Source organism: Bartonella sp. CL434QHHD, assembly GCF_042195145.1.
Lineage (GTDB): Bacteria > Pseudomonadota > Alphaproteobacteria > Rhizobiales > Rhizobiaceae > Bartonella.
Genome location: NZ_JBHINT010000034.1, coordinates 1 through 17,347, shown reverse-complemented (window position 1 = coordinate 17,347; position 17,347 = coordinate 1). Strand labels below are relative to the sequence as shown.

Sequence of the window (17,347 nt, the reverse complement as noted above, 5' to 3'; positions counted from 1 at the left end):
GTTAAAAAAATCATAAATTTGTGTTTATAAGAACAGCTGTTTTATTGAGAAGTATTTTTACAAATTTATAAAAAATTATTTTTTACACTCTTGCCATTTTGCTGATGCGCTTTATTTGAAAAGTAGAATTGCTCTTTAGTGAAACTATTTTGTTAAGAGATAAACCGCAGTATTTTTAAATGGAGATTACGGTATATTTTCAAAGTCTTGTGTTTTTATTGATTTTTTAGCTTGAATCCCTCTAGCTAAAAGGGTTGGGGACTTTTCTAGATTCGATGTTGTTGCAGAGATTTAGGGCGATGCCGTAAAGATGGCGGTATCGTAGGGGGAGAGTTTTGTCTTGATTTATTGGTTTTTGAAGTGCGCAAACAAGGGTTTTGCCGTGTGTGTTTTCGCACGTTGTAATGATGTTGAACTCTGTTGGAGGAGGTTCTTATGAAAAAAAAATATTCCACACCAAATTTAATTAAAGTTGTCTCTCTTAGTACGGTAATGGCGACACTCTTATCGAGTGTTTCTCCTGTTTTTGCTGCCAACTTTGCATTCACAGGAGGGGCTAATTTAAGTACAAGTGGTGGTGGTGTTGTATATCCACACGGTAGTCATGGTAGTGTTGTGTTGGCTGGTGATGATGATTTCTGTGGTGCAGACAATGTTATTGGGCGTGGCGGCAAACAACAGCAGGGAATTGCTGATAATCAACGAATAACTGCAGAAGTCCAATATAACAGATTTATCAATGGTTACACTGGGACAAACGGGCGTAATGCTTATGGTACGACCACTCAACAGGTTATTTGGCAGGGTGATGGGACTCTGACCAACAATGCTACTTATATGGGACCAGTCGGCTCTAGAGGGACTCTAAATGCTATGCCTGAGGCTTATGGTGTTTATTCTTTTGCTACTGGCTGTGGTTCTGCTGCAACGGGTAATTATTCAACCGTTTTTGGTGCAGGTGCGACAGCAAAGGCAGGGGGTGCGCAAGCCTTTGGTGTTTCTGCACTTGCAAGTGGTAAAGCAGCTGTTGCTATGGGTGTTGGAACAGAGGCTTCGGGAGAATCTACAGTTGCTATTGGAGGGCTTGCAACTGCATTAGGGGAAAATAGCATTGCTGTGGGGACGAAGGCAAGAGCAGAAAAGAATTTTGCGATTGCTATAGGTACAGATGCTGAAGCTAAAGCTTCAGGTTCTATTGCAATAGGGGGCAGGCGCTCTGACAGAACTGAAGAAAATGATCCTAACAGAAAAGTAACAGCGGAGGGTGAAAATGCGATTGCTATAGGTTCGCATACATATGCTAAAACAGAAGATTCCGTTGCGATTGGAGCAAATGCACAGGTACATGTTAATGATGGTGTTGCTATCGGTGGTGGCTCTGTCTCTGATAGAGACAAAGGTGTTAAGGGGTATGACCCTTACCTTAATGGTGATACGACAGAAACCGGTATGGCATGGGTAAGTACAACAGGGGCTTTTAGTGTTGGTGAAGTTGATGGTACTGGTAATGGTAACCTAACACGACAAATTACTGGGGTAGCTGCTGGAAGTAGAGATACCGATGCGGTAAACGTGGCGCAGCTGAGAGCTATGAGAGATGTCATATCAGGGGGGGGAGGCTGGAAACTTTCTGCTAACGATAAAGATCCGACAGATGTGCATACAGGCAATACCGTAGATTTTTCAGTGAAAAGTAAAAACGATGAAGGAAAAGACAATTTAACGGTTGCAAAAAACACTACAGAGAATAAGCATAAAATTGAATTTACTTTGAGTGATACTCTGAAACTTACAAGCGTCACTACAGGTCAAAGCTCTATGAGTGATGATGGCTTTATTATTCAGAATGGTCCAATGATGACTATTGATGGTATCGATGCTGGCAATGAAAAGATTACAAATGTAGCAGATGGAGAAGAAGATAATGATGCTGTAAATTATAAACAGCTGAAAGAATTTACAGCAGGAATTAAAGAGGGCGGCTGGAAACTTTCTGTTGAGGGGAACAATGCGACAGATGTTAAAGCTGGGAGTACAGTAGATTTTGTTGCGGCTGCGAGTGGGGACGGAAGCAAAAATATCAAAATTGAAAAAGATAATAATAATAAAGTTACATTTTCTTTGAATGATGCTCTTAAACTCACGAGTGTTACGACAGGCAACAGCATTATGAATAGTGATGGCTTTAAGTTTATTGATGGTAATGGCCCTAGCATGTCTCAGAATGGTATTGATGCTGGCAATAAACAGATTATAGGAGTAGCAGAAGGGACTAAAGATACCGATGCTGTAAATTATAAACAGCTGAAAGCTGTGCAAGAAGCTTCTAAAACGCACTGGCAACTTACCGTTAACGGTGAAAGTCCTATGTCTATTGGACAAAACGATACGGTAAATTTTGAGGCAGCTGGCAATGAAGATAGTCAAAATATCAAGATTGTAGGAGATGGTAACCGTAATGTCACATTTGATTTAGCTGATGATATTACAGTGACAAGTGTTGCTGCCGGTAACAGCTTTATGAATAATGATGGTTTCATGATTACTGGTGGTCCTCATATGGCTACTGGAGGTATTTATGCTGGTAATAAAAAGATTAAAGGAGTAGCGGCAGGGGAAGACGATACCGATGCTGTAAATTATAAGCAGTTAAAAGACTTTACAGCGGGAATTAAAACGGGTTGGAAACTTGCTGTTGAAGATGAAGAGCCTACAGATATTGGGGCAGAGAGTACAGTAAAGTTTGTAGGTGTTAATGCAGAGGATGGTAATGAAGAAAGTAAGAATATCAAAATTACCAAAAACGGTGACAATACTGTAAAGTTTGATTTGAATGATATTGTCAGAGTTAAACGTGTAATAGCAGGTAAGGCGAATGTAAGCGATGATGGCTTCGTGATTACTGGTGGTCCTAATATGACTACTGGGGGTATTTATGCTGGTAATAAACAAATTAAAGGGGTGGAAGAGGGAACTTTAGAGACCGATGCAGTGAATGTTGCACAATTGAACAAAATAAAAAATGAAATAGCAGGAAATAGTCTTGTTAAATGGGATGAAGTGCAGAAACTTATCACCATTGGTAAGGAAAAAAGTGGTACGAAAATTGATATCGCAGGTAATGAGGGAGAGCGAACCATTGCGGGTGTGAGAAATGGAAAGATTTCAGAAAATTCAACAGAAGCAATAAATGGTAGCCAGATTAATCAGATATCTGGAGATATTGCGAATTTCTTTGGTGGGAATGCAGCATTTGAAAATGGCGTCTTTGTAGGTCCAAAGTATAATTTATCTACAGTTTCTGCAGATGGTAATGTTGTTCAGAAGACTTTTGACAATGTTGGTAAGGCTCTTGAAGGACTTGATGTCAATATCAAAAATGTCAATAAACATATACAATATGTAGACAATAAATTTGATAAGTTCTCTCAAGATGCTTTACTTTGGGATGATGGTAAACAAGCATTTTCTGCACGTCATGGAAAAGACGGACGTAAAACAGATAGTAAGATTACCAACCTTTTAGATGGCGATATTTCAGAAGAGTCAACAGATGCAATAAATGGTTCCCAACTTTATGTGATGGGCGATACGATTGCAAATTATTTTGGCGGTGACGCTAGTTATGAGAATGGAGAGTGGACAGAGCCTACTTTCAAAATTTCTCAGCGTGAAGCGAATGGTACCATTACTCAGAAAAAACACCATAATGTCGCTGATGCTTTTGAGGGTGTCGATAATTCTATCACAGATATTTATAATCAGATTAATAATGTGACAAAAAATAATCTTGTGAAGCAAGAAGGAGATTCTGCAGGTCTTATTACCGTTGGTAAGGAAACCGGTGGTACTGAAATTAGCCTTGTAAATAAAGATGGTATAGATCGTACACTTTCCGGTGTGAAAGATGGAGAACTTTCTCAAACATCAACGCAAGCAGTAAATGGGTCTCAGCTCTTTAAAACAAATGCAAATGTTACTACTGTTACCAATGATCTCAAAACAGTTGCTCAAAATACATCGAAATATTTTGGTGGCAGTACAGATGTACTGAACGGTGTAGAGCCATCTTTCCTTATTCAGGATACAAAATATAATAATGTTTTTGATGCATTTACTGGTGTCAATACTTCGATCACAAATATTGATAATAAGATTATTGAAATGAAAGAAAATAGTCTTGTGCAACAAGACAAGGAGACAAATATTATCACCATTGGTGCGAAAACAGCTGGTACTGAAATCAATATTGCAGGATATGCTAAGGTAGCACGTTCCATTTCTGGTGTGAAGGCAGCAGAAAAGGGCGATGAAGCTGTTAACAAAGACCAACTTGATAAAAGCATAAAGGATATTACGAAAGATATTGAGACAGCAACTGCAGCTGCGGTTCTCTACGATAAGAATGGCGATGATAGTGTTAATTACGGTAGTGTAACTTTGGGTGGCAATAAGAGTAATGGGCCAGTTGCTCTTCATAACGTAAAAGATGGCAGCCTTTCTCAAGATTCTCATGATGCAATCAATGGTAGTCAGATTAATAAAATATCAGCAGATATTGCAAAGTTTTTTGGTGGTGGTGCAAAGTTTATTGACGGTGCTTTTAAAGGGCTGAAATATACTGTATCCGCTATTGTAGATGGTGTGGTAGGTAAGGCTAATTTTTACAATGTTGGTGATGCTTTAACAGGTCTTGATAAAAATGTTCAAGATGTGAATCAACGCTTAACGAATGTATCCAATGAGTTTAATCAGAAAATTGAAGATTTCTCTAAAGATGCTTTACTGTGGGATGATGATGAAGAAGCATTTGTGGCACGTCATGAAAAAGATGGGCAGAAAACAAAGAGCAAATTGAAGTATCTTTTGGATGGTGAGATTGCTCAAGGTTCAACAGATGCCATTACGGGCAACCAACTTTATTCCATGAATAACCAGCTTGCTAATTATTTCGGTGGCGGTGCTAAATATGAGAATGGCAAATGGACAAATCCTACTTTTAAGATTGTTCAAGTCAATGCTGATGGTACGACTGTTGAGAAAGAGCACCATAATGTCGCTGATGCTTTTGGTGATATTAATAATGGGATGTCAAATATTAACAACCGTATTGATGATGTCATCAACAAGGTCGATACAGATGCTTTAAAGTGGAATGATAAAGAAAAAGCCTATGATGCTAATCGTGATGGTAAGCCGAATAAAATTATCAATGTAGCTGATGGTAAAATTGTAAAAGGTTCGAAAGATGCGGTCAATGGTGGACAACTTTGGGAAACTAATGAACGTGTCACTGGTGTTGAAAAAGATGTGAAGCATCTTACCAACAGAGTTGATAATATTTCAAATACGATTGCTGATATTGGTGATGTAGTTCTCAATATTGATACCAAAGTTGATAACATCAATAATAGAGTTGACGGTATTGAAGAGGACGCTGTTCGTTATGACAGAGATGAAAACGGCAAAAAGACCAATAAAATCACATTAGCGGGTGGTGATGCCAGTGAACCTGTTTTGATTGATAATGTAGCTGATGGTAAAATTGAGAAGGGATCAAAAGAAGCTGTAAATGGTGGTCAACTCCATGACTATACTAAAGAACAGATGAAGATTATTCTTGATGAATCCAAGCACTACACAGATCAACGGGTTAATAATATTGTGATTGATGCGATTGATGATGCTGTTGATCAGTCTAAACAATATACAGATATGAAGTTTAACGTTTTAAACTACAGTATTGAGAGTGTGAAAAAAGAGGCAAGACAAGCAGCGGCTATTGGTCTTGCGGTGTCTAACTTACGCTACAATGATACACCTGGAAAATTAAGCGTTGGATTTGGTACTGGTTTATGGCGTAGTCAATCTGCATTTGCCTTTGGTGCAGGTTACACCTCAGAAAATGGAAAATACCGCTCTAACATATCCGCAACAACTTCTGGAGGTCACTGGGGTGTAGGTGCGGGATTCAATATGACATTGAACTGATAATAAACAAAATACATGAAAATTCCTTTTCACCCCTGTCTCATGAGGCAGGGGTGAATTGTTGTTACGTATGTAAAAATCATATATATATAAATTGATAAGCGCTATAACGACAAATACAGGTTTAAAAAACAGAAAAAACCTATACACTTTCAACAAAATGAACTTCTTATTTCAAAATAAGATAATAAGTTTTTCCATAAATTATAAGTTCATTATTTTTTCTTTAATTTTTAAATCTAAAAAATCTGTAGCGCTTTACAGATAGAAAAAAACTTTCGCTCTACTACAAATCTATTAAAAAGTTTTCTACTAAGATAAAAGTACACATTCAAATGTATTTCAACTTTACTGGAAGAAGTTATAAAACAATCCACTAAATCAACTCTACCCCTTGCAAAAAACAAACAATAAGTTTAAAAGTTAAAAAAACTAATTACCACAAAGAAATTTACTTTCTTAGGAAATGTAAAAGAGCAAAACACATTAACCATAAAAGCTAAAAACACAACTTCTCTATCTTTGCAGTCCGGTACTAAATTTTTGAATACGTTTAGAAAAACCAAATTTAGGAAACTTTATAGCGTTTAAATGTGTCTTTTTTGTGTTTATAGTTATTTCTTTCATTGGGGAGTTCATTATGAAAAAATTATATACAAAATTAGCAGGGAGCAATTTAAAATTTTCCCGTTTTCCTTTTATTAAAGTCCTATCCTTGACTTCAATAGCTGCACTTTTAGCCAGTATTTCCCCTGTTTTTTCGAATGATCTTGATTCAGGAGAAGAGATTTCTTCAAACATAAGGAATACTGCTGAGATATATCCACAAAGTATTGTCTCTGTTTATGATAGCTATAACAGTGATTTGGATTCTTCTAGTGCATCACAGGAAAATTATTTAACAGCGCTGAATGTTTCTTTGACATCCAAGGTAAGTGCTGCTGATGACTATGCAAATTTTTTAACCAAAACTCTTACTGGTGTGAGCGATTATAGTCCTATAGTGAATGTTTTGGTAAAATCCAGCGATTCGATACGTTCAATTGATATGAATGCTGGAAGTGAAAAAATAACAAGAGCAGCTTTAACTCCAAGTGTTGTAAAGGGAGATCAGATAACTAGGAATAAGAGTTTTGGTAATCCTTTGGGTAATCCTCTTGTCTATGGTGAACGAGCTCAGGGAGAATCTCATGATGCTATTGTTTACGGGCAGGTAGCGCAGACGAAGGCTGACCAAGGGATTGCAATCGGCTTAACTGCTTTAGCCGGTAGGAGTAGAGATACTAAAAATAGCATTGCAATCGGTTCTTCTCTAACCGATAGTTATGATGAAAAACAGAGAACAGTTTCATTCGGTGATTTTTCAATAGCCTTCGGTAGTAAAGCACATAGTTATGCAAATGAAGCGATTGCTATGGGGTACAATGCATATGCACAGGAGCAGGCGCTGCAGGGAATTGCTATAGGCGCTAGCTCTAATGTGACGGTTGCGAAAGGTATTGCTCTAGGAAGCGATTCTATATCCGATAGGGCTGCTGGTGAGCTTGGCTACACTTCTTTGTTGCAGGGGCCTGCAACAAACGTTGAGGCGCAATGGAAAAGTACGCGGGGCTCAGTTAGTGTTGGTGATTATAGTAAGGGTATAACCAGACAAATTACAGGCGTAGCTGCTGGTTCTAATATTACCGATGCAGTGAACCTTAAACAGTTGCAGGACTTAGAACAAGTTGTAAGACAAAACGGTTGGAAATTCTCTGTTGGAGATAAAAATGCTACAACTGTTCTTATGGATAGCGCGGTAGATTTTTCCGCTGGAAGTAGCAACCTAAATATTACAAAGGGCAAAGAGGACAATAAGGTAAAATTTGATTTAGCAAAGGATATCACACTGGAGAGCGTAAAGGCAGGTACAAATACCTTAGACGCAACAGGATTAGTGATAGCCAATGGTCCGAAAATAATATTTCCTGGGATAGATGCTGGGGGTAAAAAGATTACAGGAGTGTCGGATGGCACTGGAGCGAACGATGCAGTTAATTTTTCACAGTTAAGCAAAACCAATGAGAGTCTTTCGTCCACAGCGAGAAATCTGGAAACGGCTATGGCGAATACATCAAAATATTTTGGTGGAGGTGCAGGAGTTGCTGGTTCTGACATGACGGGACCAACTTATGACTTATCCAAGATTGATACAAAGGGTAATATAACAGAGGGCTCTTTTAAAGATGTTGGTAGTGCATTTACTGGTCTTGATACAAATATCAAGAATGTGAATGCACGGATTAAAGAAGTTTCTGAAGGAGTAGCACAGGATTCTTTGTTATGGAATGATGAAGCCAATGCCTTTGTAGCGCGTCATGAAAAGAGAAAAGAAGAAAAAGGCAGGGCTGTAAGAACACAAGAAAACAGTAGAATTACGTTTCTAGCAAGTGGTGAGATTACCCAAAACTCAACAGATGCAGTAAATGGTGGTCAGCTCTATACAATGGGTAACACGCTTGCATCCTATTTTGGTGGTGGTGCTGGTTATGATGAAGAGGGCAAATGGAAAGCACCGGATTTCAAGATCAAGCAGTTTGGTGAGGATAGTACTTCTTTTGACAAGAACTATACGAATGTAGCGGATGCACTTGCAGGTGTTGGAAGTTCTATCACGAATGTTCAGAATAAATTGACTGAACAGGTTAATAATGTGATTACCAAAGTAGAAAGTGAGAGCTTTGTTCAGCAAGACAAGACAACGCATCGTCTCACTATTGGTGCAAAAGTAGGTGGCGCAGAAATCAATATTGCAAATGAAAGCGGTGCTGATCGGATAATTTCTGGTGTTGGGGAAGCAAAGAACAATAATGACGCTGTTAACAAAAGCCAGCTTGATAGCAATATCAAGAATGTCAATGATAATGTAACAAATAAGTTTAGCGAACTTACTAAAAACATAACGAATATTACTCAGCAAGTTAAAGGTGATGCTTTGTTATGGAACGATAAAGCTAATGCCTTTGTAGCACGTCATGAAAAGAGCAAAGAAGAAAAAGGCAGAGCTGTAAGGACACAAGAAAACAGTAGAATTACGTTTCTTTTAGATGGTGTTGTTTCTAAAGATTCAACGGATGCTGTCACGGGTGGTCAGCTTTATTCGCTGAACGAACAACTTGCAACCTATTTTGGTGGAGGTGCAGGTTATGATGAGCAAGGACAATGGAAAGCTCCAAGTTTTAAGGTTAAGACAGTTAAGGATGATGGTAAATCTGAAGAGATAGACTATGGCAATGTGGCGGATGCTTTGGCTGGAGTTGGTAATTCTTTCACAAATATTAGAAATGAGATTAGCAAAGAGATTAATAATGAGATTGCCAATGTGAAAGGTGATAGCCTTGTTAAGAAAGATCAAGCAACCAAATTTATCACTATTGGTAAAGAAGTAGAAGGCAGTGAAATCAATATCGCTAATAGTAGCAAAGCAGATCGAACTCTTTCTGGTGTGAAGGCAGCAACACAAAATAATGAAGCGGTTAATAAAGGTCAGCTTGATGAAAGTTTAAAGAAGCTTTCTAACAGTCTTCAGTCTGATGATTCAGCCGTTGTTCACTACGATAAAAAAGAGGGTGATAATAACACTATAAATTATGCGAGTGTGACTTTAGGAAAAGGTGCAAATTCTGCTGCTGTAGCACTTCACAATGTTGCTGATGGTCAGATTGCCAAGGGTTCACATGATACAGTCACGGGTGGACAGCTTCATATCATCACAGATGATTTCTCAAAGATTTTAGGTGGCGATGTATCCTTTGATGGCAAAAACTTTAAAGGACCAGGGTATAAATTATCGAATATTGATGAAAAAGGTGTTGTAACAGATAAACCGCATACCGATGTTGGTTCTGCCTTTAAAGGACTTGATGATAATATCAAGAATGTGAATGCTCGCATTAAGGAAGTCTCAGAAGGAGTTGCACAAGATTCTTTATCTTGGAGCGATGCTGACAAAGCTTTTGTTGCCCAGCATGGGGAAGGTGATGACAGAAAGGCAAGTAAAATCACATCGCTTGCTGTAGGAGATATTACGAAAGAATCGATGGATGCCGTAAATGGTTCTCAACTTTATTCACTGGGCGATAAGGTTGCAAAATATTTTTCTGATGACGCTGAATATAAGGATGGGGAATTGAAAGTTCCTGATTTTAAGCTCAAAATTATCAATGATGATGGCACTGAAGCTGAATCAAGCTATAAGAATGTATCAGATGCATTTTCAGGTGTGGGTAAACTTTTCACAAAGGTTCAAACTGCGATCAGCGATGTAATCAGTAATTTGCTTGTTACGAAAAATGAAGATGTTATCAACATTGGTAAAGGAGTAGAAGGTAGTGAAATCAATATCGCAAACAAGAGTGGTAAGGATCGAACCCTTTCTGGTGTGAAGGCAGCAGAAAAAGCCAATGAAGCTGTGAACAAAGAACAATTTGATAAAGGTTTGAAGGATCTTTCTGATACCCTTCTGTCTGATAGTTCTTCTGTTGTTCTTTACGATAAAACAACAGATAATCAAACTGATTATACAAATGTAACTTTTGGGAAAGGGAAGGATGCTACACCTGTTGCGCTCCATAATGTAGCCGCTGGATCGATTGCGGAAAACTCAACGGATGTTATCAATGGAGGACAGGTTCACATTCTTTCAATGGATATAGCAAAATTGTTGGGTGGAGATGCTGAATTTAAGGGTGGTGCTTTTAAAGGGCCAACTTATAAATTATCGAATATTGATGAAAAAGGTGTTGTAACAGATAAACCGCATACCGATGTTGGTTCTGCCTTTAAAGGACTTGATGACAATATCAAGAATGTGAACGCTCGCATTAAGGAGGTCTCAGAGGGAGTTGCACAAGATTCTTTATCTTGGAGCGATGGTGACAAAGCTTTTATCGCTCTGCATGGGAAAGGTGATGACAGAAAAGCAAGCAAGATCACATCACTTGCGGCTGGCTCTATAGTATCAGGCTCGAGTGATGCGGTTAATGGCGGACAGATTTATGATCTGAATCAGTCGCTAGCAAAGTATTTTGGTGGTGATGCTAAGTATGATGGTGATGGCTGGGCGCTTCCAGGTTTCAAGATAATGACTTTCCAAGAAGATGGAAGCTTTGAAGAGGAGAATTATGATAGCATTGCAGCCGCGTTTGCCGGTGTAAATAAGGTTTTCAAGAATCTTCATAATGAGATTTCAGACAACATTGAGCAAAATGCGTTGTTGTGGAGTGATGATGCAGGTGCGTTTGTAGCACAGCATGAGAAAGAAGGTAACAAGGAAAACAGCAAGATCACGTTCCTTGCGAAAGGAAAGATATCAGAAGATTCGACGGATGCGATTAATGGTGGTCAGATTTATACACTTCAACAGACATTTGCCTCATATTTTGGTGGAGGAGCTGGTTATGATAAGGAAGGAAACTGGCAAGGACCAAAATTCACTGTTCAGGTCTTTAATAAGGATGGTACAAAAGGTGATAAAGAGGAGCGTAATAATGTCTCTGAAGCATTTGATGTTGTTAATGACAGCATGAGCACTATCAACGATCGTATAAAAGAAGTTGAAAAGGGTACCTCTTTGAATAGTCTGAATTGGAATGAAGAAAAAGGAAGTTATGATGCATCTCATGTGGATTCTCAGGGTGTTAAGAGTCCAAGTAAGATTATCAATGTAGCGAATGGTAAGGTAGACAGAGATTCAAAAGAAGCAGTGAATGGAGGACAGCTTTGGGAAACTCAGCAGATGATTACAGATCAGGTCAAGGATATTGAAAATAGAGTTACGGAGGGATCTGTACAATACGATAAAGATAAAGAAACGGGAAAAAAGACCAATAAAGTTAGCTTAGTTGGTGGAGATGAAAGTTCTCCAGTATTAATAGCCAATGTAGCCGATGGAAAGATAGAAAAGGATTCGAAAGAAGCGGTTAATGGCGGTCAATTAAAAGATAAGATGGATTTTGTGCTTGAAAGTGCCAATAAGTATACGGATGAGCAAATTTCTCATCTTGTAAAAGATGGAGTTAGTGGGGCTAATTCGTATACGGATATGAAGTTTTCGACATTAAGTTATGCTGTTGAGGATGTTCGAAAAGAGGCAAGACAAGCAGCAGCTGTTGGTTTAGCGGTAGCTGGTTTACGCTATAGTGATATTCCTGGAAAATTAACAATCGCATTTGGTAGTGGTTTATGGCGTAGTCAATCTGCTTTTGCTTTTGGTGCAGGTTATACTTCAGAGAACGGTGATATTGGTTCCAACTTGTCAATTACCACTTCTGGAGGTCACTGGGGTATAAGTACAGGGGTTAATGTGATACTCAACTAATAAACGACTAAATCCATAAAATTGATTTGCCTTTTTCTTATTTAAGAAAAGGGCAAATTTTTTACTTTATTCCAGAACTCTCTAAAGCTATTCTAAATGTATAAAACTCCCGTAATTATATAAAATCCGAATATAAAAAGCTTATTACAACTTTTGTTGAGAATAAAAGAGCTTAGTGGTAAAGATTCAAAAAATTGATTGCTATTATTTTGATTTATTAAAATGCTTCAAGCAATGTAAATACGAATATACCCTTTATTAAAAGAAGACAGTTTTAGCTTTTATTTTCGTATAGTTTTAAACGTATGCTTTATAATGCAACGATCTACAGGATATGCAATGTACTCCAAACACAAGTATTGCTTTAGGGTAGTGGAGCGCAAAAGGAAAAAGAATGGAGCGTTGCTGTAGGCAATATGGCTCATGCTTTAGAGAAAAGCAGTGTCGCAGTAAGTGGTGAATATAATAAGAAGAGCGAACACGGGGAAAATGATTATACTCTTTCGAAGAGTGATTATTCAACAGTAGTAGGAGCTGTTTCTAAAGCTTTAGAATATGGTTCGATTGCTCTTGGTCACTCCGTGCATAAGCATTTGCTCAAGAAGCTATTTCTATGGGCTTCTATTCAAAAGCAAAAGGGGGGTTGGAAGTATCGCTTTAGGTTCCTATTCTAAAGAAAGTGATGGTTGATGGGGGGCTATCGGGAACAGCTCTGTGTCTGGTAGGACTGCTGGCGTTTTGGGGATACGTCTGTTCTGCAAGGACTGGCTAAAAACACCTAATCTCAATGGAAAAGTACGAAAGTTTCAGTAAGTATTGGTGTTCCTAGTAAGAACATAACGCGACAAATTATAGGCGTAGCAGCTGATAGCAAATCTGCCGATGCAGTGAACCTGAGACAGTTGCAAGATTTAGAAGAAGTCGTAAGAAAAAAAGGGTGGAAACTGTCTATTTCTGGTGAGGCAGCTAAAGATATGGGTGCTAGATAGTGCAATGAATTTTTCACAACTGAAGGGAATAAAAGAACAAGTAGCAGTGAGTATTTTTGTAAAACAGGATACAGCAACGAGACACATTACCATTAGTAAGGATATAGATGGGGCATTTTAGTAAAAAGCTTTCATAAATCCTCTAATGAAATAAAAAATCTTATTTACGAAAAATAAACTGATGCCTAGCGGATGATCAATAGGCACAACAAAAATTATACCTCTTTCAAAGAGATCAAAGCTAAAAACGACACACAACCTTTGGTAGAAAAATGAAATCTATTCTAATATTAAGTATTTTTTTACCTTCCTCAAATTGATTTTCACGAACCTTCCCCTAATTACCCTTCTAAAGACGCTGTAGAAACAACAGCTTATGTCTTAATTTTATTTATGACCTAAAACACGCTGTAAAAGCAGGAACACGCAAAGGAAATAAGAAAGCTTTAGAGTTCTAGAGCATACCTTTTTTGTGTTTTTAATCTATTATTATGAAGGGGGTATTATGAAAAAATTATATACTACACAAAATCTGCGTGATTTGAGTTTTTCTCGTTCACATCATCGATCATCATTGTTTAAAGTAGCTTCGTTAGGAACTGCGGTGGCATTGTTTTTATCGAATGCTTCTCCTGTTTTTTCAGCAAATCTCGATTTAACAAAAGCATCTCTTGAAAATGTGAAGAATGCTGCCGTGGTTTATCCGCAAAGTACTCTTTCTGCTTATAATGATTATACAAGTGGTATGGGGGGGGATAATTCTACCATAAATGTTTTAACAGTCGACGGAAGGTCTGTATGGAAAGATGCGCAAAATATCTTTACAGTGGGTGGCGCTGTTATTTTAGATCCAGAGGAATATACGGAAAAGGGGAAAAGTGTAGCTATAGACTCTACAGCGCACGCTTTAGGACTAGGTAATATCGCGATAGATGCCGGATATAATAACCAAGATGATAATAGAGATGCATTCGTAAATGCTTATTCTTTACGAGTGAGGGCTGATGGTGATGAAACTGTTGCTATAGGGTCTGGGCCTGAAACGCGGGCGTATGGAAAGGTTATTCTTGGGGACGGTTCTGGGACTGTCTCAGGTTTTGGCATGGCCGGTTATGATCCTTTCACTAAAGGTTTATCAGGTGATGATAGTCATGTATGGGTAGGTAATGCAGGTATAGCGACTATTGGTAATGATAAAGAGAAGATGGCGCGCCAGCTTGAGGGGGTGGCAGCTGGTACTTATAATACTGATGCTGTGAATGTTGCGCAGTTAAAATCATTACAAAAATACGTAGATCAAGGTTGGAACCTATCCGTTGGGGGTGAAAATGCTAAAGCCGTTGGTATAAAAGATACTGTAGATTTGTCAGCGGCAAGTGGCAACCTTACGATTATAAAAGGTGAGGAAGACAATAATGTAAAATTTGATCTAGCTAAGAATATTACAGTGGAACGAGTTACCGCTGGAAGAAGCTCTATAAGTGATGATGGCATTCTGTTTGCTAATGGGGCTGGTATAACTGTGGATGGTATTAATGCTGGCAATAAGCAGATTACAGGAGTGGCAGCTGGGGAAGAACCTGAGGATGCAGTGAATTTTGCGCAGTTAGGGAAGATTGAGAATACAGTTGAAGGTGTAACTCATAATATATCACAATATTTTGGTGGTGGAGCGGATGTATTTAACGGTAAGGCGCCCAGTTACACTATTCAGGGCAAACCACATAATGGTTTTGAATCTACTTTTAATGCTGTTGATACTTCTATCACGAATATACAAAATCAGATTGCGAATGTGGCAAAAAACAGCCTCGTTAAGCAGGAGGAAAATGAAAGTGCTATCACCATTGGTGAGTCAACAGGTGGCACTGAAATCAATGTTGCAAACAAATCTGGTGAAAATAGGATAATTTCCGGTGTGAAGGCAGCTGTAAATGCTAATGACGCTGTTAATAAAGAACAACTGGATGGGCGTATAGCAGATATTAGTAACAGTATTAATAACATTGAAGAGGGAAGTGCTTTTGCAGTTCTCTACGATAAAAAAGCAGATGGAGCCGTTAATTATAATAGTGTGTCTTTAGGTGGTGATAAGACTACAGCACCGGTTGCTCTCCGTAATGTTAAAGATGGGAAAATTATTGAAAATTCGCATGATGCAATCAATGGTAGTCAGCTTTGGGAGACGAATGATCGTGTTGCAGGTGCTGAAAAGGATATTATCCATATTAACGATAAGGTTACTAACATATCAGCTACGGTTACTGATCTTGGTGAAGAGGTGTTCAATATTCAGAAAGTGAGTGCTTTTGCAGTTCTCTACGATAAAAAAGCAGATGGAGCCGTTAATTATAATAGTGTGTCTTTAGGTGGTGATAAGACTACAGCACCGGTTGCTCTCCGTAATGTTAAAGATGGGAAAATTATTGAAAATTCGCATGATGCAATCAATGGTAGTCAGCTTTGGGAGACGAATGATCGTGTTGCAGGTGCTGAAAAGGATATTATCCATATTAACGATAAGGTTACTAACATATCAGCTACGGTTACTGATCTTGGTGAAGAGGTGTTCAATATTCAGAAAGTGAGTGCTTTTGCAGTTCTCTACGATAAAAAAGCAGATGGAGCCGTTAATTATAATAGTGTGTCTTTAGGTGGTGATAAGACTACAGCACCGGTTGCTCTCCGTAATGTTAAAGATGGGAAAATTATTGAAAATTCGCATGATGCAATCAATGGTAGTCAGCTTTGGGAGACGAATGATCGTGTTGCAGGTGCTGAAAAGGATATTATCCATATTAACGATAAGGTTACTAACATATCAGCTACGGTTACTGATCTTGGTGAAGAGGTGTTCAATATTCAGAAAGTGGGTGCTTTTGCAGTTCTCTACGATAAAAAAGCAGATGGAGCCGTTAATTATAATAGTGTGTCTTTAGGTGGTGATAAGACTACGGCACCGGTTGCTCTCCATAATGTTAAAGATGGCATGATTGCGCAAGGATCGCATGATGCAATTAATGGTAGCCAGATTGAAAAAATATCCCGAGATGTAGCAGTCATTTTTGGTGGTGATGCGGAATTTAGCGAAGGTATTTTGTTTGGTCCGCACTATCATTTATCGCAAATTTCTGAAGATGGTGTAGCAATAACTAAGGACCATAATAATGTTGGTGATGCTTTGACAGGGCTTGATGACAATATCAACAATGTGAATAGCCGCTTAACACATGTAGCCAATGAGTTTACTCAGAAAATTGATGGTGTCTCTAAAGATTCTCTGTTGTGGAGTAATAATGAGCAGGCATTTGTAGCACAGCATGGAGCAGACAAAGAAAATAGCAAAATTAAATTTCTTGCCAATGGAGACATTTCTGCTAATTCAACCGATGCGGTAAATGGTTCACAACTTTTTGTTACTAATCAGAATGTTACCACTGTTACGAATAATCTAGAAAAAATTTCTCAAAATACATCTCAATATTTTGGTGGTGGTGCAGATGTATCTAACGGTAAGGCTCCCACTTACACTATTCAGGGTAAGCCACATAATGGTTTTGAATCTACTTTTAATGCTGTTGATGCTTCTATCACGAATATTCAAAATCAGATTACGAATGCGACAAAAAACAGCCTCGTTAAACAAGAAGAAAATGAAGGTACTATCACCATAGGTAAGGCAACAGGTGGTATAGAAATCAATGTTGCAAATAATGCAGGCAACGATAGGACGATTTCTGGTGTGAAGGCAGCTGTAAATGCTAATGAAGCTGTTAACAAAGCCCAGCTTGATAAAAGTATAGAGATGATTTCTAATGATATTAATCTCACAAGTGCTGCTGCAGTTCTCTACGATAAAGAAAACGGTGCCATTAATTATGGTAGCGTAACTTTAGGTGGGGTAGATAACCAAGACCCTGTTGCTCTTCATAATGTTAAAGATGGCATAATTGCGCAAGGATCGCATGATGCAATCAATGGGAACCAAATTAATAAAATATCTGGAGAT

3 protein-coding genes and 1 pseudogene are annotated in these 17,347 nt (G+C 38.3%); all 4 read left to right on the top strand.

The window, feature by feature from the left end; genetic code table 11:
* The first annotated feature begins 435 nt into the window (after nucleotides 1–435).
* On the top strand, nucleotides 436–5,991 hold the full coding sequence (locus ACFILN_RS04990; RefSeq protein ID WP_375671014.1) for a Vomp family autotransporter: 5,556 nt from the start codon (nucleotides 436–438) through the stop codon (nucleotides 5,989–5,991).
* A gap of 640 nt (nucleotides 5,992–6,631) precedes the next feature.
* The gene (locus tag ACFILN_RS04985) at nucleotides 6,632–12,349 is read left to right on the top strand and encodes a YadA-like family protein (RefSeq protein WP_375671012.1); all 5,718 of its coding nucleotides are present in this window, start codon (nucleotides 6,632–6,634) and stop codon (nucleotides 12,347–12,349) included.
* Between the two features lie 416 nt (nucleotides 12,350–12,765).
* Nucleotides 12,766–13,023, top strand: a complete 258-nt coding sequence (locus ACFILN_RS04980) for a hypothetical protein (protein ID WP_375671010.1) — start codon at nucleotides 12,766–12,768, stop codon at nucleotides 13,021–13,023.
* A gap of 820 nt (nucleotides 13,024–13,843) precedes the next feature.
* Nucleotides 13,844–17,347 (top strand): annotated as a pseudogene (locus ACFILN_RS04975) (hypothetical protein); the annotation flags it as partial.

What these genes read in the sequence shown, in the direction of transcription:
- ACFILN_RS04990 (WP_375671014.1), top strand. Translation starts at nt 436, where the DNA reads ATGAAAAAAAAATATTCCACACCAAATTTAATTAAAGTTGTCTCTCTT.
- ACFILN_RS04985 (WP_375671012.1), top strand. Translation starts at nt 6,632, where the DNA reads ATGAAAAAATTATATACAAAATTAGCAGGGAGCAATTTAAAATTTTCC.
- ACFILN_RS04980 (WP_375671010.1), top strand. Translation starts at nt 12,766, where the DNA reads ATGGCTCATGCTTTAGAGAAAAGCAGTGTCGCAGTAAGTGGTGAATAT.